This window comes from Acinetobacter pragensis (assembly GCF_001605895.1).
In the GTDB taxonomy this organism is placed as follows: domain Bacteria; phylum Pseudomonadota; class Gammaproteobacteria; order Pseudomonadales; family Moraxellaceae; genus Acinetobacter; species Acinetobacter pragensis.
The window spans coordinates 1-22,074 of record NZ_LUAW01000025.1 but is presented as its reverse complement, the minus strand read 5'-3'; the positions used below and the strand labels follow the sequence as shown (position 1 = coordinate 22,074).

General features: G+C 39.4%; 20 protein-coding genes and 1 tRNA gene. 11 read left to right on the top strand and 10 right to left on the bottom strand.

The features are described from left to right. Positions 1–77: 77 nt before the first annotated feature. Positions 78–947, top strand: coding sequence for a YagK/YfjJ domain-containing protein (locus AZH43_RS11700; RefSeq protein WP_067669900.1), 870 nt, complete (start codon positions 78–80; stop codon positions 945–947). A gap of 228 nt (positions 948–1,175) precedes the next feature. Then, positions 1,176–1,352: a hypothetical protein gene (locus AZH43_RS18770; protein WP_206598955.1), complete on the top strand. Its 177-nt coding sequence runs from the start codon at positions 1,176–1,178 to the stop codon at positions 1,350–1,352. 98 nt (positions 1,353–1,450) lie between these two features. Here AZH43_RS18770 and AZH43_RS11690 read toward each other — a convergent pair whose 3' ends face one another. From AZH43_RS11690 to AZH43_RS11675, 5 genes are all read right to left on the bottom strand, one after another. Next, the gene (locus AZH43_RS11690; protein WP_067669898.1) at positions 1,451–1,867 is read right to left on the bottom strand and encodes a hypothetical protein; all 417 of its coding nucleotides are present in this window, start codon (positions 1,865–1,867) and stop codon (positions 1,451–1,453) included. A 132-nt stretch (positions 1,868–1,999) separates the two neighbouring features. Then, on the bottom strand, positions 2,000–2,530 hold the full coding sequence (locus AZH43_RS11685) for a hypothetical protein (protein ID WP_067669897.1): 531 nt from the start codon (positions 2,528–2,530) through the stop codon (positions 2,000–2,002). Between the two features lie 28 nt (positions 2,531–2,558). Beyond that, on the bottom strand, positions 2,559–2,783 hold the full coding sequence (locus AZH43_RS11680; protein WP_067669896.1) for a hypothetical protein: 225 nt from the start codon (positions 2,781–2,783) through the stop codon (positions 2,559–2,561). After that, a complete protein-coding gene (locus AZH43_RS19075) occupies positions 2,780–2,911 on the bottom strand; it encodes a hypothetical protein (protein ID WP_264753353.1) in 132 nt (43 codons plus the stop codon). Before AZH43_RS19075 ends, AZH43_RS11680 begins: the two co-directional genes overlap by 4 nt. A 3-nt stretch (positions 2,912–2,914) precedes the next feature. After that, positions 2,915–3,172 (bottom strand): hypothetical protein, encoded by a 258-nt coding sequence (locus AZH43_RS11675; protein WP_067669894.1) that lies wholly within the window; start codon positions 3,170–3,172, stop codon positions 2,915–2,917. Positions 3,173–3,848: 676 nt separating this feature from the next. On the opposite strand from AZH43_RS11675, the gene AZH43_RS11665 reads away from it, so the two are divergent. The 8 genes from AZH43_RS11665 to AZH43_RS11630 all read left to right on the top strand — a co-directional run bounded on the left by AZH43_RS11665 (position 3,849) and on the right by AZH43_RS11630 (position 13,006). After that, positions 3,849–4,895 carry a DUF932 domain-containing protein gene (locus tag AZH43_RS11665; protein WP_067669890.1) on the top strand — a complete coding sequence of 349 codons (1,047 nt, stop codon included), beginning with the start codon at positions 3,849–3,851 and terminating at the stop codon, positions 4,893–4,895. 97 nt (positions 4,896–4,992) lie between these two features. Further along, on the top strand, positions 4,993–6,030 hold the full coding sequence (locus AZH43_RS11660; RefSeq protein ID WP_067669888.1) for a YqaJ viral recombinase family nuclease: 1,038 nt from the start codon (positions 4,993–4,995) through the stop codon (positions 6,028–6,030). Between the two features lie 119 nt (positions 6,031–6,149). Beyond that, positions 6,150–7,067 carry a recombination directionality factor gene (locus AZH43_RS11655; RefSeq protein ID WP_067669886.1) on the top strand — a complete coding sequence of 306 codons (918 nt, stop codon included), beginning with the start codon at positions 6,150–6,152 and terminating at the stop codon, positions 7,065–7,067. A gap of 73 nt (positions 7,068–7,140) precedes the next feature. Next, positions 7,141–7,368 carry a helix-turn-helix transcriptional regulator gene (locus AZH43_RS11650; RefSeq protein ID WP_067669884.1) on the top strand — a complete coding sequence of 76 codons (228 nt, stop codon included), beginning with the start codon at positions 7,141–7,143 and terminating at the stop codon, positions 7,366–7,368. Beyond that, the gene (locus tag AZH43_RS11645) at positions 7,365–7,655 is read left to right on the top strand and encodes a hypothetical protein (protein ID WP_067669881.1); all 291 of its coding nucleotides are present in this window, start codon (positions 7,365–7,367) and stop codon (positions 7,653–7,655) included. Before AZH43_RS11650 ends, AZH43_RS11645 begins: the two co-directional genes overlap by 4 nt. Positions 7,656–7,926: 271 nt before the next feature. After that, positions 7,927–8,868, top strand: a complete 942-nt coding sequence (locus AZH43_RS11640) for a DUF4007 family protein (protein WP_067669879.1) — start codon at positions 7,927–7,929, stop codon at positions 8,866–8,868. Beyond that, positions 8,858–12,160, top strand: coding sequence for a hypothetical protein (locus AZH43_RS11635; protein WP_067669877.1), 3,303 nt, complete (start codon positions 8,858–8,860; stop codon positions 12,158–12,160). The genes AZH43_RS11640 and AZH43_RS11635 overlap by 11 nt, the downstream gene beginning before the upstream one ends. A gap of 3 nt (positions 12,161–12,163) precedes the next feature. Next, a complete protein-coding gene (locus AZH43_RS11630) occupies positions 12,164–13,006 on the top strand; it encodes a phosphoadenosine phosphosulfate reductase domain-containing protein (RefSeq protein WP_067669870.1) in 843 nt (280 codons plus the stop codon). 5 nt (positions 13,007–13,011) lie between these two features. Here the strand turns inward: AZH43_RS11630 and AZH43_RS11625 are convergent, their stop codons facing one another. The 4 genes from AZH43_RS11625 to AZH43_RS11610 all read right to left on the bottom strand — a co-directional run bounded on the left by AZH43_RS11625 (position 13,012) and on the right by AZH43_RS11610 (position 18,949). Beyond that, positions 13,012–14,931 carry a hypothetical protein gene (locus tag AZH43_RS11625; protein ID WP_067669868.1) on the bottom strand — a complete coding sequence of 640 codons (1,920 nt, stop codon included), beginning with the start codon at positions 14,929–14,931 and terminating at the stop codon, positions 13,012–13,014. Positions 14,932–14,934: 3 nt separating this feature from the next. Beyond that, a complete protein-coding gene (locus AZH43_RS11620; RefSeq protein ID WP_067669866.1) occupies positions 14,935–17,361 on the bottom strand; it encodes a sensor histidine kinase in 2,427 nt (808 codons plus the stop codon). A 118-nt stretch (positions 17,362–17,479) separates the two neighbouring features. Then, complete coding sequence (locus AZH43_RS11615) at positions 17,480–18,676, bottom strand: tyrosine-type recombinase/integrase (RefSeq protein ID WP_067669864.1); 1,197 nt, start codon at positions 18,674–18,676, stop codon at positions 17,480–17,482. A 183-nt stretch (positions 18,677–18,859) separates the two neighbouring features. Next, a tRNA-Ser gene (locus AZH43_RS11610) sits at positions 18,860–18,949 on the bottom strand. A 123-nt stretch (positions 18,950–19,072) separates the two neighbouring features. Between AZH43_RS11610 and AZH43_RS11605 the strand changes: the two genes are divergently transcribed. Continuing rightward, a complete protein-coding gene (locus tag AZH43_RS11605; protein ID WP_067669862.1) occupies positions 19,073–20,953 on the top strand; it encodes a potassium transporter Kup in 1,881 nt (626 codons plus the stop codon). An 89-nt stretch (positions 20,954–21,042) separates the two neighbouring features. Here AZH43_RS11605 and AZH43_RS11600 read toward each other — a convergent pair whose 3' ends face one another. After that, the gene (locus AZH43_RS11600) at positions 21,043–21,762 is read right to left on the bottom strand and encodes a hypothetical protein (RefSeq protein ID WP_067669860.1); all 720 of its coding nucleotides are present in this window, start codon (positions 21,760–21,762) and stop codon (positions 21,043–21,045) included. Positions 21,763–22,074 lie beyond the last annotated feature (312 nt).

Genomic DNA, 22,074 nt, shown 5'->3' with positions numbered 1-22,074 from the left:
AATTTTAATCTTTTTTCTAAAAGTACTTAATTACAGAAGATTTCCTTTTATGATTTAAACTATCAAAAGGAATAATCATGTGTAATACAGTAAATGAATCAAAAACTTTAATTGATATTGAAAATTTTTTTGAAGCTGTTTGTGCTGGGAAACGTAAGCCTCGTAATTTTTATAATCAGTTAACAGGGTTACTTGTTCAGTTAGATCGAATTTATAATTCAGATCATTATTATATAGCAGCCATAGAAGCTATGGTTGAGCTGTTATTAGATGTAGGCGAGTACTTGGATGATCCTCAATGCTTATATGAGCGATTAAATAAAATTTCTTTTGATGATATTCAGAGTGATTTTAAGTGGCACTATCGTAGGTATAAAAGCCAACTACGTGATCATCGTTATAATGAGTCAGAGAATACCAAGACGCTTGTTAATCGTATGCAACGAATCAGCAATAAGTATTCACGAATTTTAGTGGTGCGTGTTGATTTAGCTTACTCGCTTAAATCTCAAGAACAGATTGGTATATTTGAGTTTAGTAATGATATGGATTTACTTCGTACTCGGCTACGTGATCAGGATACAGTTTTTAAAGGTTTAGTTGAGTATGCATGGGCATTAGAACAGGGACAAGAGAAGGGCTATCACTGTCATTTACTCTTGGTTTATAAAGGCAGTGAGCGCCGCAATGCTTATTGGCTGGCGAATCAGGCCGGAAAGCTTTGGAGTGATATTACAGATGGTCAGGGCTGCCATTTTAACTGCCATGCTTCTGCCTATCTCAAACAGTTCTCAGATCGAAACCGTCTAGGCATTGGGATGATTCGCCGTAACAATCCAGATGAGGTGAAGAATATGCTGGATACAGTGGCTTATCTGGTACGTCCTGAGAAGGAAGCGCAGCATCTGAGAGTGAAAACTAAAAAACGTATGCGGACTTTCGGCTAATAGAAAATAATACAGGCATACATCATCCGCATGAAGATCATGATTTACGTGATCAGGGTCTCGTCATACAGGCCCTTTTATTTTTCATTGGAGCTGTATTTAATGCAAATCAATTGTCCCTACTGTCAGTCTGCTCACGTTCATCGTGTCTTTGTTTCACATTCTAAACCGTCTGAATCTAGCCCGCACAGAGCATCCTTATTGAGTTCTCATGTGGGATTCGGTGGAATGGTCATAAAGCAGCTGTCGAAAGGCTTGCCCTTATCACCGTGGATCATGGGGTTGGCTGAGGTGCTGCTCAAAAGTGTTTATCTGTATTGGGCCGAAACACAGCGGGGCCATTTCGATTCAGGGATCGCGATAGAGTTTTACTGTGAACAGTGCCGGCAGTATTTTAAACTTTAGCCGTCAGGGCTGAATGCGCGGTGAAGCGGAATAAAAAAACCGGTCCACGCTGACCGGTTTTTTACTGTATTTGAAGGATGGCTTAATGCATGCCCGCATTAGAACACATACCGTTTATTTCCTTGGATAAACACATATTTAAAAATGCGTTCCGGCCGGCATTCACTGCTCATGACATTAAAGTAGCTTTGAGCAGAAACCGTCTCACCTTCTGGCCCCCAGCTGTCAAGCTCACAGGGCTGATTCCAAGCGTCGAGTAATTCTATTCGATCAATCTCAATATTGCGTGCTGTTGAATTTTCGATTCTCAGCAATGCACCGTGATCACCATAATTTTCGAGGCTGTAGCCTAAGCTAAAGCCGGCGGCGGGTTTTTTGCAATCGGTTGAAATGGTGCGGATGCTATTGCTGCTGCTATTGCAGGAATGCATTTGCTGCGTGATGGGCTTGGCTTGAATATTCAACGCGCAGCAGGAAAGCGCCAATAAGGCAGTCAGCAGGACTGAAGGATGCATGGCATGGATCTCGATATAGATGCTGATGATGAGAGGGGGCGTTCATCGGGATTCAGCATGGCGCGCTTAAATAATTTAAGCGCGCCATGCCTGCTGCAATGAGCAGGACCCCCGCTTTATTTTTTTAATGCGTCATTTGCAGCCTTGATTGGATGCTGCCGCGTCTTGGGTGAATGAAAAGCCATTGATCGGCATGCTTGAAATCGTCTTGACATCATATGCATCGCCAGTGGTTTCAAGAACAATGTTGAGTTTGTTTTTCACCGCGGTCTTCGGCGCCATGGTGTAGGCTGAACCTTGACGGCCTTCATCAAAGTTAAAGCAGGCATGCTTGAATTTGCCCGCTGCTGCCCTGATGGTGTCCTTGCCCAGCGTAATGGTTTTTCCCTCAATATTGATCACGTGCTTGCTCGGCGCAGTATTGAACTGATTGACGCTGAACTGAGTTAAGCCCTTTGGACTGTAATTGGCGTAGATGCTCAAGTTGCCCACGGTCCAATTGCTGAACTGAGCCGTTCCTGATTCAGGCTTGCCAAATTTCTGAATGAGCGTCGAGCGGCTGTCATTCATGGTGACGGTTTTTCCATTAATGATCATGTGATCAGCAGCAAAAACAGAAGTTGTAAAAGTTGCCAGTAATATAGCGATGATATGTTTATTCATGATGTTTCCTTATTTTAAAGTCATTTCATTATTTGGAACGTAAGGCGAGACTGCCAATAATCACCAGCAGCAATAGGCCGCCGATGAACTTGCCCACTGAAGGGAACATGACAGCAGGCCAGATCACGCCTTGTCCGAGATGATAGGCAAATGATTTATAGCTGTATTGCCCCCAAAAGGACTGATACAGCGTGAAAAGCAGGCCAATGATGAGGTAGCCTCGGATCAGCCAAGCTGTAATTGATGTATTCATTTATTTCCCCCAAAAGCGTATTGAGCGAGCAAGAAGAAAAGCCCGAACAGGATCATCATTCCAATGAAGGGCAGACCTAAAAAACAGATCACTGCGATGATGCAGATAATGCCGGCAATAACCCTCATGGCTTATTCCTTCAGACACTGATAGGTGCTGCTGATCATTTCCCTGTGAAATTCTTCGGTTTGCTGAATGGTATGGAGGCTGTGTTCCAGTGCATCCGCTCCGAATTTTTTCTCAAGCTTGCTGTAGATGCATGTGCATGCAGCAGTGTCACCGCCACCGGCCTTGCACCCGCTGACAAATTGCCGTTCAGTTTTGCTGGCGCAGCCTGTGAACAGGAGTACAGTCAGCGTGATGAAAGCAATTGATAAAGAGGTTTTCATTAATTCCCCCGAATTTATTGTTTTGGCTATTTTTAAATAGATGGATTTATACGCGTGATTGAATGAACAGACGAACGCAGGCCCTCCAAAGAAGGCGGAAGTCTTTAGGTCAATTTAAGCGGATATGTAATCTATGAATTATGCCAAGGGCGAGGGAATGGCCCAGACAGGCTTTAGGGAAAATAATAAAGAGAGGTAACGCTTGGTCATGGTGATGACTCCTTAGGTTTAAGAAGTTCTACCAAATTACTGCTAAATAATGGTGGCAGAACGAAAAGGGGTTAGCAGACTGAACCTAAGAATCAGCACACCCGAAGGTGTCCCCCTCCCGTTCTACCGCAGAGGGAGCACGAGGGTCTACACCAAAAGAAAAAATCTTTTAGTGCACTTAGGAAACGGTCTGCTAAAACCGGCTGGCGATGTAGGCCAGCAAGCAAATCATAATCGCAGAGATGGACCGGGTCAATTGCTGGCGGCTGATTTGAATAAAAAATCGGGGAATGAATTGAACAGGAATTAAATAAATTTCAGATATATAACATTTACATGAATCTTCATGCCGCTTTGCCGCGGCATGATTTGCCCGTTTGGCCTGCACCCCCTGCAGGCCTTTTTTTATGCCGGATATTCAGATTGGCAAATCTTGAACACATTCATTGTTAAATAGGAAAACATTATGGCGCATCAACTTGAACAAATGGCCTATGTCGGCGAAACCCCGTGGCATGGGTTAGGCAATCAGCTGAGCCAAAACCAGCCGATTGAAGTCTGGGCGCAGCAGGCTGGCATGGATTGGCGCATTGAATCCTCTAATGTCAGCTATATGGCGCAGAATGAACGAGGGCAAAGCATCATCATGCCTTATGAAGATCAACGGGTCTTATACCGCTCAGATACTCATGCACCGTTATCTGTGGTCAGCCAGCGCTATCAGGAAGTGCAGCCGAAACAGATTTTAGAGTTTTACCGTGACCTGACGGAGCAGTCCGGCTTTGAGCTGGAAACAGCGGGTGTGCTGAAAGGCGGCAAGAAATTCTGGGCCTTGGCGCGGACTGGACAGACTTCAGCACTCAAAGGCAAAGATGTCAGCAATGGCTACATTCTTTTAGCCACTGCCTGTGACGGAACCCTTGCCACCACAGCTCAGTTCACCAGTATCCGCGTGGTCTGCAACAACACCTTAGCCATTGCTTTAAAGGGACAGAACAGCAGTGCAGGTGTGGTCAAAGTCCCGCACAGCACCCGCTTTGATGCAGATAAGATCAAGCAGCAACTCGGCATTTCCGTGCGGGCATGGGATGAGCACATGCATGAAATGAAACAGCTGAGCCAGCGCAAAGTCACCCAGCAGGAAGCGGCAGCTTACTTTGATGCCGTATTCAACAGCAGCAGCCTGAACCCGATGGAGCAGGATGAGGGCATTATTCAGTTCTACCGCAATGTCGCCACACAGGCAAAGCCTGCAGCCAAGGCAGACAGCAAAACCGAACCGAATGGGCGGGCCATGTCCAAAGCCATGACCATGTTTAATGGGCATGGGAGAGGGGCAGAATTGAGTTCAGCCAAAGACACTGCGTATGGATTGCTGTGCTCAATCACCGAATTCGCCGATCACGAGCGCCGCGCCATGAGTCAGGATCACCGTCTGGATTCAGCATGGTTTGGAGCAGGCGCAGGCCTTAAGCAGCGCGGGCTGGAACAGGCCCTGCACATGATTGCGTGATCTCAATCAGTTCACAAACATACCGTCAATACGTCACAGCCGCATCAGCAGATGCGGCTTTTTTATGCCCGAAATTTAACAGAAAGAGGAAATCAGGATGAATTCAGCAGTGATGAACCCAAACAATGCGATTCCCAATATTCACAGCAATCGCCCGAAACTGTTCACAGCCAAACGCTTTGTGGAAACTAAAAATTTAAGTCAGGCGGAATGGCTTGAGGTCAGAAGGAAGGGTATCGGCAGCAGTGACTGCGCTGCAGCCTGCGGACTCAATCCTTATATGTCGATGCTGGAACTGTGGATGATTAAAACAGGACGGATTAAACAATCGATTGAAGATGAAAGTGAAGGCCATGCGCCATTGTATTGGGGTAAACAGCTCGAACCCTTAGTGGCTGAATACTACAGCATGCATACCAACCGAAAAGTCCGCCGCGTGAATGCTGTGCTGCAGCACCCTGATCCAGACAAGTCCTTCATGTTAGCCAACTTAGATTATTCTGTAGTGGGTGACGCAGATGTGCAGATTCTAGAATGTAAAACTGCAGGGGAATATGGCGCTAAGCTCTGGCGAGATGGCGTGCCTTTATACGTGCTGTGTCAGGTGCAGCATCAACTGGCGGTGACCGGCAAGAAAGCGGCGCATATCTGCGTGCTGATCTGCGGGCATGAAACCCGCATCTTTAAAGTGACCCGCAGTGAATCGGTCATTCAGCACATCGTTAATGCAGAACGCTATTTCTGGGACTGTGTAGAAAAGGATACACCGCCTGAAGCGGATGCCAGTGACTCGGCAGCCAAGGCCTTGCAGCTTCTGTATCCAGAACATGTACCGCTCAGTACGACAGACTTATCTGAAGATGAGCAGGCCAACCAGCAGTTCGAGCAGCTGATTCAGGCACGTAATCACATTGAAAAGCACCAAGAGCAGTTTGACCTGCTGAAGCACCAGCTGCAGGCTAAGATGCAGCAGGCTGAACGCGCCACTTTTAAAGCTGGTTCGGTGACATGGAAAAAAGCCAAAGACTTAATCAGCTTAGACAGTAAAGCCTTACTGAAGCAGCATCCTGAATACCTCAGCCAATTCCCGCAAAGCAAACAAGGCTCACGGCGCTTCAATATCTATACCGATTAGCCTAAGCAGAACATTCAAAAATCACCCAAATATCCCATGCCTGAGCGCATGGGATTTTTTATGTCCATTTCATTTTTAACCGAACGCAGCAACTCATTTAAACAAAAGAGAAAAACATCATGATTAAAGGTCTAGCAATTACACCACCGATACTCGGACGAATCAGTATTGGTAAAGTTGTCGAAAAGAACGGTAAACGTCTACCTGAAAAAGATGACCAATTCACCATTACTAGCCAAATCCAAAACAAAGACGGCTGGATCAAACACCCCTTGGATGAGCAGCTGCGGGCCAAGGCACCCAATCAAAAACTGCGGAGCATCCCAGTACGGATGATCTTCAATGATCCTGAGCTGAATCTGCGTGCTGAGTACACTTTATTTGATCGTCAAACGGGGAGGCCTGTTTGTGTCGGCGATGGGGAAGCTTGCCAACGCCTGACCAGCCAAGGTATAGAGCAGCATCCCTGTCCATCCCCTGATTTATGTTCGATGGCACAAGGAGGTAATTGCAAGCCTTATGGACGTTTGCATGTCAATCTAGATGAGTCGGATGAACTTGGTACATTCATCTTTAGAACTACAGGTTTTAACAGCATCCGAACTTTGGCTGCGAGGCTCAGCTATTACTACGCTGCATCGAATGGATTGCTGTCATGTCTTCCGTTGCAATTGATACTTCGAGGGAAATCGACCGCACAAAGTTATCGAACGCCTGTGTATTACGTGGATTTAACTTTACGTGAAGGCTGTGATTTAAAGTCAGCGATACAGACGGCTAAAGAAATTGATCAACAGAGTAAATCGAGTGGTTTTAATCAGGAAGCTTTAGATCATAAGGCGAGGCAGGGCTATGCGAATGCAGTTTTTGAATTGGGTTCAGAGGATGTAATAGAGGAGTTTTATACTGGGGATGGTGCTGAATGTGAACAGATACAGCCTGAATCAAGAGCAAAGCCTAAATGTAATAATGAAGGGTGTTTTGTAAAGGATATCCAGCAGGAGCTACAACAGAGTGTAAGGGCTGTGAATTCTTGAAAGTGAAATTTTACGCAGGAGACCGATCATGTGAGCGAATACCCGCTCGCATCAATGATCAGGAGTAAACATCATGAATGCGTTCACAGGTCAGACATTTCAGATGAATCAAATTATTAATATCAAAGAAGTTATTCAGTTCACCAGTATTAGTCGGGCAAAGATCTATGAAATGATCAATGTTGATTCAAAGTACTACGATTCAAGTTTTCCAAAACCTGTACGCTTAAGTGAATCACGCATTGGGTGGGTGGCTTGGGAAGTGAATCAGTGGATTGAGGAGAAGTTAAAACAAAGATGAGCACAGCTGAATTAAATGATGACATTATTAAGATTTTTATTGAAAGTAAATTAGTAGAGTGCGATGGTTTTACTTTAGTAGGAAGCTATTTGGAGAAATCTTTTAATGGCTATATAGTCGTTTTTAAAGCAGAAAATCGGCAATTATTGTTACATTCTATTAAGGATAATAAAAATCTTAAGTCTATAAATCTTGTTGATATGAAAGCTTGTAAGTGTATTGAGTTCTCAATAAAAAGTTACAATATCTTCAAAGAATGTTTGTCCGAAATAAAGAAAAATCATTAGTGGTTTTTCTTTAATTTATTCTTTCCTATTTTGATAATTGCTATATAGCGATAGTGAGGAATAAAACAATGTTGAAATTTATTTTTGAGCGTCTTAAGTTGTCGTAAGTTGTAAGTATTTTTTTTATTTAAAATTCAAAGACATTTATATAATTGTTTTTTATGGTAAAAATTAAAACCTGGGGTTTTTTTGTTGTATGACTTTTAAAAATTATTACTGTTATACTGCATCATACTATTTTTATCACTGGTAGCTTTCACCAGCAAGTAATATGATCCAATTACCTTCAGATATAAAGCTTATCTTTTCCGGGCATGAAACTTTCGCATTAAGACAATTGTGGTTAAAAAAAGCATATACGCAAGTGCAAAAATATCAAGATTCGTCTGAATTAGTTTGCCCAAAATCTGTATTTTCATCAAATGATGCTGTTGAGCGGTTTGGTGTTGGTAAAAATATGGTCGCTTCAATTAAACATTGGGGGCTTGCTACTGATGTAATTAGAGAAAGTGAAAAATCAAACGGTTTCCGACTTGGTGAAATAGGTAATTTTCTTTTCGATGAAACTTCAGGGGTTGACCCTTTTTTGGAACATGAAGCATCTTATTGGTTAATCCATTGGTATCTGGCAGGGAAAAGTCTTCGCTCTACTAGTTGGTATGTTTTATTTAATTGTTTGAATAGTAATAGTTTTAATCAAGATGATGTAGTCTCTTTAATCAATGATCTGGTTTCTGAAACAGAAAATATTAGATCTAAAAAAACTTTAGAAAATGATGTAGATACGTGTTTGAAAAGTTATGTTTCAGATAATGATACGGAAGATGGTATCGAATCTTTATTATCTAAGCTTGGGCTTATTAAGAAAATAAGTAAAAACTTATATCAATTTAACTATTCCTATCATGAATCATTATCTGACTTCTTGTTTTGCTACGCTATTTTAGACTTCTGGGAGAGTTTAGAAGAAAGGCATGGTACATCGCAGTCGACACTTTCTTTTAAAAATATTACGTACGACTATGGCTCTCCTGGGCGTGTATTCAAATTGACCGAATATTCGATTAATGAGCGACTGTCCCATATAGAAGATATTTCAAATGGGTATCTAGGTTGGACCGATAGTTCAGGTTTAAAGCAAATAACAAAATTGAAAAATGAAACTGTTGGTGAAATGAAAAAGACTTTATTGAGATTGGCATATGTTAGTTAATAAAACTTTAGGTGATGTAGTTTCTATTAATAGAAATTTTGTGAAATCTATTAATCTAGAGTTGGATTTTGGCCGTTTAGATTCAATCAAAGAGTATATTCTTCAGCCTTCAGCGCTTAATGTCTTAGACATTATGGCAAATCAAATTTCTAGTACTCAACAGCGTACTTTTACATGGACTGGTCCATACGGTAGTGGTAAATCATCTTTAGCTCTAATTTTGGCTGGTCTGGCTGGTGGTGAGAAGGAAGTTCGACAGACAATTAGTGAACGTATAAATTTAACTTCTGTAAGTTCTCTCTTTTGTTCAGAAAAACCGTGGATGATTACGCCAATTACAGGCAAAAGAGTGTCAATTGAAGACATACTTGCGTCTGTATTGATGAAATTGACAAACAAAAAAGAATTGAAGATAAAAAATAGATCAGAGTTGATTGACTTATATATTGATTTTGTTGAAGAGCAAACTGATATTGAGGGAAGTATTCTCATTATTGATGAGCTAGGAAAATTTTTAGAATACGATGCCTATCATACTCAGGACATTGGATTTTATCAGGAACTAGCCGAAAAGACTTCGCGAGCTAAAAAAAAGATCGTTGTTGTTGGTATTTTACATCAAGCATTTGGTGAGTATGCGAGGCATTTGGGGTTAATTAAACAGCAAGAGTGGACTAAGGTCCAAGGACGCTATAGTGATTTGCCTTTAGTAAGTAGTGTTGATGAAAATATAAATTTAATTAGTAAGGCAATTTCAACAAGTTATAAGCATTCTAATACTCTTGAGTTAGCTGAAAACTATGTGGATGCTTATAATGCCGACCATATTTACAAATTAGAGAACAAAGCAAAAATTTTTGATCAATGCTGGCCTTTACATCCAGTCAGTGCAGTGCTTCTATGTTCATTATCTAGAAAGCAATTTGGGCAAAACGAACGTAGTATCTTTAGTTTCTTATCGTCGTATGAGATGTTTGGATTCAGGGATATTCTTCAAACATTGTCTCTAGATGAAAAGAATTATTATTATCCAGATATGCTTTGGGATTATTTGCAGGCAAATCTAGAACCTATGATTTTATCATCATCGGATGGTCATAGATGGGCATTAAATATTAATGCCGTAGAAAGAACACAATCACAATTTCCAGCAGAATATGTACGGGTAGTAAAAAGCATTGCTGTTATAGGATTATTGAGAGATGGTGTAAATATTCTAGCTACTGAAGCAATTATAAAGAACTGCTTTCCAAATTTTACTGATAATTTAATTACAGAAATTCTTAAAAGGCTAGAGTCAGCTTCTATATTAGTTTTTAGACGTCACTTAAATGCTTGGGGGGTTTATGCAGGTAGTGATTTCAATATTGATGAAGAGGTTAGCAAAGCTCTTTCTGTTCAAGGGGATATAAATTTTTCTGAGTTGCAGGATTTGCTTGATACTGTACCTGTAATTGCTTCTCGTCATTATTGGGAGACAGGAGCAATGCGTTGGATGAATAAGAGCATTGTTCTAGAAGATAGCTTAAAAGAATTTAGGAATGGAAATGATTTTAAGCATAAAAAAGATGGAACTTTTATTTTAGTTTTACCAAAAGCTTACTATACACCTGAACAATCTTTAAAATTAGCATCAAAGCTTGCTAAACAGGAGCGAGAGGATAATTTAATTGCGGTTGCTAAGTTTGAAAATCAAATAATTGATTTGTTGCGTGAGTTAAAGGCTTTAGAATGGTTGAGGAAAAATAAATTAGAGCTCCAATCTGATAGCGTTGCAATTAGAGAAGTTGATGCTAGATTGAGTTCATTAAGAAATATTTTGTCAGATAAGTTTAAGAATGAGTTTAATAAAAGCACTTGGTTTGATACTCGATCAAATAAATATCAGGGCAATTTGTCTAAAATAGCATCTGAAGTTGCTGACAAAATGTATCAATTTGTACCTATTGTTCATAGTGAAATTGTAAATAGAGATTCTTATTCGACTCCTGCAAGCAAGGCAATTAAAGATTTGATGAAGGCTATGTTGTCTTCATCTGATCTTGAAAACCTTGGTTTAGAAGGGACATCTGCCTCAGCTAGTTTGTATAAAACAGTTATTAAAAGCCAAAAAATTCATAAAAATGAAAGTAGTGTATGGAAATTTATATCTCCAGATTTGAAAGAAAACAAATCTATTTTTCACCTCTGGCATACAACATTAGAGTTATTAAAAAATTCTAATACTCCCGTATCAGTAGAAGAGATATATAACTTATGGAAAAAACCTCCATTTGGTATTAAAAAAGGACTCTTGCCAATCTTTAGTTTAGCTTTCTTTTTGACTCATAAAGATTTAATAGCTATTTATCATGAAGGAATGTTCATTACAGAGCTTGATGAGGTTTTAGTAGAAGAGTGGGTAAGACAGCCTAAATTATTTGCATTAAGATTTATTGAATTAAATACTGATCAGTTACAACTGCTGAAATTAGTTTCAGAAGGTTTTTTTGAAAACACAGATTTAAATCAAGAACTAAGTCCACTTGATTGTGCTAAAAAGCTTGTAACAAAAGTTTTTACGTTACACCCTTTTGTGAGAAAAACAAACGATCTTGAAGTTTTGACAAAAAAATTAAGAATAACGTTGTTTGCTGCAAAAGACCCTTATGACCTTTTATTTTTTGATATTCCCAAAATATTTGAATTAAAAGAACCAGCAGAAATTGCATCTTTGTTAAAAGTTGGTTTGAAAGAACTAGATACGTTTTGGCCGCATAAGTTAAAGATGATTGAGTTTGGGTTGCTAAAAGATCTGGATCATTTAGGTGATCTGAGTAATCTTAGAATGCGAGCTCAATTACTCTTGAAAATTAAGGCTGATCCTAAATTAGGTATCTTTATTAGACGTCTTTCAGAGTACCAGGGGACTCCTAAAGAAATAGAGAACCTTCTTACATTAACACTGAAGAAGCAAAGTAAAGACTGGATTGATCAAGACATAGACTCAGCTATTCTGCAATTAAAATCTTGGAGTGAGGCATTTAGGCGTTATGAAACGATTGTTTTTGACGAAAATCAAAGCAATGGCCGATATGCAATATCCATGTCTTTTGCTTCACAAGATGGACAAACTGTATCTGGTATTGTGGATTTTTCAAAAGAAGAAATGAATCAGATTAATGCTATAGTCGCAAAAATGAATGAGCAGTTTTCTGAAACAAGTTTGAAAAAAGAAATTGTGTTAGCAGCTATCAGTAAAATTGGCAGTGAGCTTCTTGCTGAAGTAAAACAAACGGAAGAGGTTATCTAAGTAATGGCTGAATACCATGTACTGGGCTTATCTGGTGGTAAAGACAGTGCAGCATTAGCTGTATACATGAGCCAGTTCCATCCAGAAATTAATATTCAATATTTTTTTACAGATACCGGTAAAGAGTTGCCAGAAGTTTATGCCTTTTTGAATAGACTTGAGGGGATTTTAGGAAAAGAAATTGAATTCATTAATGGTGATCGAGATTTTGATTTTTGGTTGAAGCAGTACAATCATTATTTGCCTAGTGCACAAACTCGCTGGTGTACTCGTCAATTAAAGTTAACGCCATTTAAAAAATGGATTAAACCTTGGTTAGATAATGGTGATAAAGTTTATAGTTATGTGGCTATACGTGCCGATGAAGAACATCGAACAGGTCTAATTTCGGAGCATGAAAATTTAAAGGTGATTTTGCCGTTTAGAGAAGATGGGGTAGACAAGCCTGCTGTAATTGAAATTTTAGAGAATGTGGGATTAGGTTTACCTGAGTATTATTCATGGCGTTCAAGAAGCGGATGCACATTTTGTTTTTTTCAGCAAAAAATCGAATGGGTACGCTTAAGAGAAATACATCCGGATGCTTTTGAAGAAGCAAAAGCATATGAAAAATTAGCGATAGATTCAGGCTCCCCCTTTACATGGACTCAAGGTGAGTCATTAGTTGATTTAGAGAAACCAGAACGCATAGCTTCAATTAAAGCAGAGTTCGAAAAAAGACAAATTAGAATGCAGGCTCGAAAGAAAGTTAATCCCTTGCGTCCACAGCTCATCGATATTGTTGATATAGATGAGCTGTATTTAGAAGATGAAGGTGGAGGGGCTTGTTTAGTCTGCCACAAGTGATGATCTTAATGTAAGATGAAAATACACTCACATTTTTTATTGATTCTTAACTTGGAAATTTCATCTTCAATAGGTTGATTAAAATCGATTTTCTTGAGTTTGATGGTTAATGAGTCAATTTTCTTTTCAGAAATTTTATCTCCGATTTCAATTTGTTCATAAAAGAATTTTATCAAATCTTCTCTTCTAATATTTTTGTTTTGAATATTAGAAATGATCCATTCAATGAGTTCAAACTGATTTAAACCAATAAATTGTATGAATTGCTTTGTGGTAGTTTGGTTTTTAGTACCTACAATATTTGTAGGTACTGTATATACAGTACCGAAGTGATCAAAAAGAGGGCGTTGATTTTCATCAAAATGGCCAGTCTCACAATGCTTTAAATATACTATTTTTGCAAGATTAATACTTGGTCTTTGAGTTCTTTGTTGACTTGGACGAATTAAATAGGACACAGCTTTTTGCTGAAGTCCAACAGCAATATCATTGCGAACCCCTCCAATAACATGTAGTTCTTTTTCACATGAGAACTTATAAAAATCTTCAAAATTTAGACTAATGATAGACATTGGTAATGGTTTTAAGTCATAAAATTCATCATTAATATTGAAGTCTGTAATTATGTAATTGTTAGTATCAAAAATGGTTGATTCATTTAATCCTTTTTTTGTAGCTTCCATTTTGATCAGTTGTATAGAGCGATCACTTCCTTTTGATGAACGTACAATATCACTAAGATCACAGGGTTGTGTAATATTAATATAAATACTTTCCACGGGATCGGTTATAGATTTAGTCTTTAAAACTGCACCAAAAGGAATGTCATGCAAAATACTTTTTTTCAAATCTTGAATGCTTTTAGATTGAATCGCTAGAATGTTAGTATAACCTTTGAATGAATAATGGCTTAAAAGGGTTCGATGCAGGCTAATAGAATTTTCATTTGTATGGTGCATTAATATGTCACTATAGGTCAAATCTTCTAGTGATTTTCCTAAAGATTCAATATTTGATTTTTTGGTAAATTCATTTTCAAGATACCATGAGTTTTCTCTTTCTATAAAGTTATGAAAATGATCGTGATACGGTTGGCCATCGATAACGGCATCTTCTTGGATGCTTTTAATAATAAAAGTATCTAATTGCCATAATGCCTCTAAAGTTTTATTTTTTGCAATTTCTAGAGCATTTTCCCAATCGGTGATATATCTTCTAATGTCATTGGCTATTACTCTTTGATTTGAAAGCATGGAACAAATTTTAAGTAATCCAGAAAAATTCGAATTACTTGATAAAAATTTATCTTTAGTAAGTGTGATTAAACCTGCACCACTGATTCTAGTTGATTTGAAAAATCTTGAACGTTCAGCAGGCGTATCTATTTTATTGTATGACGTCAATAAAAGAATTGGAGGAAGGTTAGGTATTTTAGATAAAGTTTCACTAATAAATTTTTCATTTGTAGTTGTTGCATTAAGATACCAATCTAGAATTAATAGATCGAATTCTTCAAATTTTAACTCCGCTGCCTCACTATAATGTTCCAAAAACGTAATAACATATTCAGTTTCTGGGAATACTTCTTGAATTTTTTCTTTAGTTTTTAATAGAAAATTGTTTTGCTCAATTAGTCGATTAATGTGTGTTTTTAAGTCATGGGATGATAATTCAATAAAAAGAGGAGTTAATAAAACATTTTTAATAAAATCAATAGATAATGAATGATTTTCATAAAAATTGGAAAAACTGGGGAAGTTTTGCTCAATAATTATATTAATTTCTTCAGCTATTGGGCTCGTAGGATCAGATAGCTGTTTAGATAATTCTTCTAATACAATTAATGCAGAATCAAGAGAAATACCTTCGATTTCATCATCAATAACTAGTATTTTTTTAATTGAGGGCTGGGTAATACTAGTCATGTCTTAGTTCTCAAATGGTAATTCTAAAATAAATGTTCTTAAACGGTTATCTGACTCTAAATCATTAAGTAAATAAAGTTTAGATTTTTGGTGTGCGGCAACTTCAGATGCGATATATAATCCAAGTCCTTTTCCATTAGGTCTATTGGTAAAGTAAGCTTTAAATACTTCATGGATGTGTTCTGGTGCAATTCCTGGTCCATTATCACGGATAGATATTGTTTTTGCTTTGCTATCTACATCAATTTCAATTTTTCTTTCTTTATCTCCGAGTTTTATTCCTTGGTCAAGCCAATGTACAGAGTTTGTTAATAAATTTTCAATAATTTGTGCAATTAACCCCCTAACCATTTTTACCATTATAGGACTTTTCGGTTCGGAATCGTCAACTGTAAAATAAACATTAATATGGTGTCGTTTAAACTTTGATTCATATAGTTCAAGAATCGTAGATATTTGATTCACTATATTATAGTTTTCTGGACGTTGTCTATTTGCGGGACTATGAACATCAATACTAGCGATTCTTTTTTTTGTAGCATCTATTTGCTTTTGTAGTTCATCAATAATATGTCCTATTTGGTAGTCATTATTATTTGAGTGGGTGAATTTAAGGTCATTAAGTAAATTGGATGTATTTTTTGTGATTCTACTTAATTCATGACCAATGAAGTCTACCATTTGACCAAGACCTGCTAATTCTAAAATGTCAGTATTTTTTTCAATAATATCATCGATTTCAGCCCGTAGGGTGCTAATGAGTTCATGTTGATTTTTCATAGCAAATTCAACATTGTCTAATACAGCTTTTTTATCTGCAGGTAGGTTTTGCTTGATATCATTTAATGATTTGGTGGCATTAATGTATGAAATATCAGCATTATCAATATTCTCTATTAATATTGATCTATCAATTTTCTCTTGAAGTGTTTTATTGTTATTAATTCTAAACTTAATATCATCAATGACTATATCGGTCATTAAATCCTTTAGTAGAAAAAATTCAGTATTCTCTATCAAGGTTTGTCTATTTGCAGAGTCTTTTAAATATGGATTAGTTAGTTTTGATATCTCGATTATACCAATGGTTTGATACCTATTAAATGTGTAGCCTGTACTTTTTAATGCTTTTCTATCCATGGCTAGCCAATCATCATTTAATCCTCCAGTGAATCCTATTCTAAAACCATCTCTATAGATAGCAAATCCTCCTACCCAAAAATCGAGTTCTTTTTTCCAATTAGGTTTGTACCCAATAGTTTTTTTGAAATCATTGCGATTGAACCAAAACACTTTTATTGTAATAGGTCCAAGTTTTTCTAATTCATTTTTAATTTTTTTATAATTTTCTGATTTTGGGATAATTTGTTCTTTCTTATTTATGATTTCGATATAGTCATTACTTTTTTGATCGCGCTCTTGTTTTGATGTGTCTAGCTTGTGGATTATTTCTGAAAGTGTCCAGCTTCTTTGATCATCAGATAAAGAGGCTTCACTCCATTTGATTAGACCTTTTAAAGAAAAATCGTGATCTTCAATAGTTGGTGTGAATGTATAATTAGCTTCGAAGTTTGCAGCATTTGTTAGCCAATGAGGGATGACCTCTATTGGTATTCTGTTTCCATTCTGGTAAATATCTATTGGGAAATCTTTAGGGTTATGATTAAAAGGACTCTTTAATCTTTGAATATATTCCTTGACAAATTTTTTTGTTTTTAAAAGGCTCCAATCACTATTTAAATCTGAAATGAAAATTTGTGTCCCTTTTTCTATTTCTAAGTTAGTTTCTTCTGACGTTACTCCGATTTCATCTAGATATAAATTGGGGTTTTCAAATAGCAACCAGTCGAATATTATTTGATGGCCTTTAGTATCTGTAATTTTTTTGGATTTCACAGTGGCGAAATTACCAAGTTTCATCATCGATAGTCGACCAATTCCTTTTTCACCGAGTAAAATGCGATCCTCATTTTTTTCAACATTTAATTTAGAGTTAATTCCTATAGTCATAAAAACATTCTCTAAATCTTCTTTGCTCATACCGTGTCCAGTATCAGTAATTTTAATATAATATTTTTTCTTCAAATCACACAAAATGTCATCTATATTAGTTGAATTAATGTTATCTAATAATGGGCTTAAGTAGTCTGAAAACAATTCAAATGAATTCGAGTTTTCATAGTAATTTTTACTATTTTCTAGAAGATTAGCTAACACATTAGATTTAGTAATTATTTTTTTTGAAAAGTCGCTTAGATTTTTTTCTAGTATTAATAAATTGACAGGATAGTTAATCTCAATTTTTACTCTAGGTGAACCAGCATCAAATGAGTTCTTCATTAATTCATTTAAAGCCATTTCTTCTGAAGTGATAAGTTCAGCACCGAGATGTCTTAGTGCTCTTGCTGCTATCTTAAAAGTAATAGCCATAAATAATTACCTAAAATTTATAAATATTTAAATAGAAACATACTAACAAAGTTTTTGTGAAGATGTTCAAATATGTACTTTGTTGAAAATTAAAATTAGCGATCCGCATTTTTGAAAGCTAACCAACTTTTTGCTTAACAAAAGGCACAATTTTATTTCTCAAGCTATCAATAAAATCAGACCATTCCTGCATCATCTTTGTTCTGTATTCTAGGTGCTGCGCATGGTTATATGCTTGTGATACAGCATTACCGACTCGGTGAGCTAATTGAATTTCAATTGCATCATGCATATATTCCTGCTCATGCAATGTTGTTGAAGCAAGCCCACGGAAGCCATGACCTGTCATTTTACCTGCATACCCTAAAGTCCGAATGACACATAGCAAAGCATTACTACTCATTGGTTTGGCTGTGCTGTGATTATAAAAAACGTACTGCTTATTTCCTGTGAGAGGGCGTAGACCTTCGATAAGTTCAATAGCCTGTTTAGCTAATGGTACGATGTGTGGCTGAGCCATTTTCATTTTTTCAGCAGGAATTCGCCATAAATGATTATCAAAATCAATCTCATTCCACTCCATCATTCTCAGCTCAGCAGTACGAACAAAAGTTAAAGTCATCAATTGAATGGCGGTCTTGATCATTGGATTGCCGTGATAGCGGTCCATACGCTCAAGGAAGGGCGGAAATTCAGAAATATCTAAGCGTGCCATATGCTTTGTTTTCCGCGGTTTTAAGGCTTCTCCTAAGTGCGGTGTGGGGTCATTCTCAATAAGCCCTTTACGGATAGCAAAACGGAAAATACGGCCAGTCAAAGGAATAGATCGCTTAGCCATTTCTAATGCGCCGCGAGCTTCGATTTTTTTGGCGCAGGCGAGCACATCTTTCCCCTTGATTTGATCAATAGGCATATTGCCTAAAGCCGGGAACAGATCTTTTTCAAACACGGATAGATCGCGTAAGTACGTGGTTTCTTTAATGACGGGTTTGCGGTCTTCCATCCACTCCATTGCAAGCGCTTTAAAAAGCGTATTTTCATCGGCATGCAATTTTTTTTGTTTTTTGGCTTCGTTGGGATTGATCCCATCTTTAAGCCTTAAGCGAGCTTCATCTCTGGCGCGTCGGGCTTGAGCAAGCGTAGTTTCAGGATAAGAACCAATACTGAAGATATTTTCTTTACCATTGAAGCGAAATTTCATCCGCCAATGCATGCCGCCAGAAGGCGTGACTTCCAAGTACAAGCCTTTTTCATCAGCATATTTAGCTTTTTTTTCTGCTGGTTTGATTTTTCTGACTTGAACATCTGTAAGCATTGCAGCGGTTTCCGTAGAAATCTGGGGGTATAAAAATGGGGGTAATTTATTATACCCCCAGTTATACCCCCGACTAGATCGGGATTGCAACAGATAAAGTTGATACTATTAGACACAAAAAAAGCCTAAACCCTTTGGATTTAAGCTTCTTAGGACCCCATGAGCTGCTATGGGAATAGAATATGGCGGTGAGAGAGGGATTCGAACCCTCGATACGCGCAAACGTATACACACTTTCCAGGCGTGCTCCTTCAGCCACTCGGACACCTCACCATCTGCGCGGTGGATAATACCCAAAAAATGACGGACTGCCAAGCTGAAACAATTGATTTAGAGAAAAACTTTTAGCAGGATGATATGATTCGCAAAAATGCTGTCTAAATTGAAGACAATCATATGCAAAGTACTGCAAAAAAAGCCGCACTGCCTGCTATTACCTTAGCAGCGCTGGGTGTGGTATTCGGAGACATTGGCACCAGCCCGCTGTATGCGCTACGTCAATGTTTCCTCACCGCGCATCTCGCAATTTCAGAAGCGTCAGTGTTGGGCATCCTGTCACTGATTTTCTGGTGCATGATGCTGACCATCAGTTTCAAATACGTCACCATCATCATGCGTGCAGACAACAATGGCGAGGGCGGGATTATGTCCCTGCTGGCATTGAACCTGCGGACTACGCTGATCAGTGACAACAAGAAAATTTATCTGATTGCGCTGGGGTTCATCGGCGCATCGCTATTTTTTGGCGACGGCATCATTACTCCGGCTATTTCAGTGCTCTCAGCCATTGAAGGCCTTAGCATTGCAACCCCAATTTTCAATCAATGGCTGGAACCTTTATCAATCGGGATTCTAACAGGTTTATTTTTGGTGCAGCGCCATGGCACGGGCACGATGGGGAAATTTTTCGGCCCGCTGACACTGATGTGGTTTTTGTCAATTGGCGCTTTAGGTGTCTGGAGTATTTTACAGACCCCGCATGTGCTGCTGATGGTGAATCCATACTGGGCGCTCAGTTTTGTGTTTAATCAGCCGTATGTTGCATTTTTGACGATGGGCGCAGTCATTCTGACGATGACCGGCGGTGAAGCGCTGTACGCCGATATGGGGCATTTTGGACGCCTGCCAATCCGTTTGGCGTGGTTCATTGTCGTATTGCCGTGCCTGCTGCTGAACTATGCGGGACAGGGCGCATTGCTATTGCGCGATGCTGATGCGCTTGCCAATCCATTTTATATGCTGATACCGCAATGGGCATTGTATCCAATGATTGGTTTGGCCACAGCGGCTGCGGTGATTGCCTCGCAAGCGGTAATTACCGGCGTATTCTCCATGGTCAATCAGGCCATTCAGCTACGCTATTTGCCGCGCCTGACTGTGCGCCATACTTCTGATGTAGAGCGCGGCCAGATTTATTTGCCGTTCATTAACTGGGCGCTGTATATCTCGGTGCTGATTTTAATTCTGCTGTTTGAAAACAGTGCGAATTTAGCCAGCGCTTATGGGGTTGCCGTGACCATGACCATGCTGTGCGGCACCATTCTCATTTCCATTTTGGCATACGGCCTGTGGCGCTGGCCGCTTTGGAAAGTGGCGGTTTTTGCCGTTCCGTTCCTGCTGATAGACTTTATTTTTGTGGCTTCGACTTCGCTGAAAATTGCTTCAGGCGGATGGGTGCCGATCTTAATTGGCGCGGTGCTGTATACCATTTTAATGACGTGGAAAGATGGGCGCGCGCTGGTCTTGAAGCGGCTTGAAAAAGACTCCTTGCCGCTTGAGCTGTTTATTAAGAGTATCGGCTTCAGCAATGAAACTAAGTTTGTGCCGGGAGACGCCGTATTTTTGACAGGGACGCCGAATATTGTGCCGCATGCCATGCTGCACAATATCAAGCACAATAAAGTGCTGCATGAGCGCAATTTCATGGTGACGGTAATCACGCGGGATATTCCGTTTGTTCCAGCAGCAGAACGGATTGGCGTTGAAAAGCTCGATGACCGCTTTTACCGCATTACCATAGATTACGGTTTTAAAGATCAGCCGAATATTCCGCAGGCGCTGGAAAAAGCCTATGGTGAATTAGGTTTTGAATTTGACTTGATGCAGATCAGCTTCTTCATTTCACGCGACCGCATCATTCATACCGTGGGTGAGGGCATGTCGCCTTGGCGGGAAAAGCTGTTTATTTCCATGCAGCGCAATACCAGCCCTGTGAGTGACTTTTATCAGATTCCAACCAACCGTGTTGTGGAGCTGGGAAGCCAGATTGAGATTTAGCTGTCTGTTCAAGCGGGTTTGAAAAAGTGAACAATAAAAAACCAGAGCAGGCGCTCTGGTTTTTTTATGCTTAAAATGTGAGTTTCGGCTTACTGAGCAGCAGGATCTGCCGAAGCTTCAGGCAGCTCCGGAGATGCTTGAATTGCGCTGTCGGCCATTGGCATTTCAGGCGCAGCCTGAACCGCTTGATCAGCTTCCGGCGCTTCAGGAGCGGCGCTCAAAATACTGCCGCTATCGGGCGCTTCTGCATTCACCGGGGCATTGGCTGAAGATGACAGTGCCGGAGCGGGATTGCCTTCAGCAGCATGTGCTGGAGCTATTTCAGGCGCTTGCACTTGAGCGGCGCTCTGTTCCTGATTCAGCGTGCTTTGCGCATCTTGGGCCGCAGCTAAATTCGCCTGATCTGCGCCAGTTTGATCCATGCCGGCATTCGTCACGCTTTCTGCAGGGGACGAGCCAAGAGCGTCATTGCTAGTAACCGGCGCCTGCTCTACGGCAACTTGATTGGCTTGTGCAAGGTCTGCTTGCGCTGTGTCTAAAGGCTGAACGCTTTCAGGCGCTGGCTCGCCTGCAGCGATACCGGCTTGCTGCTGCGCTGGCGCTTCAACAATACGTACTTGGCCGCTGGCCACTAATTCTTGAATAGATCCGGGCTGACCATTCACAGTTGTATTGATTTTAACTTTTGATAGGCTTTCCAGTGTATCACCTGGCTGAATAGGCGGCTCAGCCATTACAGCTGCGCTCATCAAGCCGGCGATCAGGCCCAAACCGATAATCTTGGCTTTCGTCTGCGTCTTAGAATGCATAATGACTCCAATCAATCTTTTTTCGTGTTTTCGTATTTTTACCATGTCACAGTTGATTGGCCTGTTTCAATCAAACCTACTGAAAGGCTTCAATCCCACGTATAAAGTTAAATACAAGCGCGACATTTTGTTACACCAACTGCTGTATTGTTGGACAATTCCTGTATATTTGTTAAGCAAGGCAAAAAAAGTTCCATATACTTCACGCCGCATGCTTGCTAAGCTCCCGAAAAATAGTTCTTTTTAAAAGTAAATGTTGTAAGTAATGGCAARAAAGAAAAGCASTTCMAGYCATATAGCGGTACCAGAATG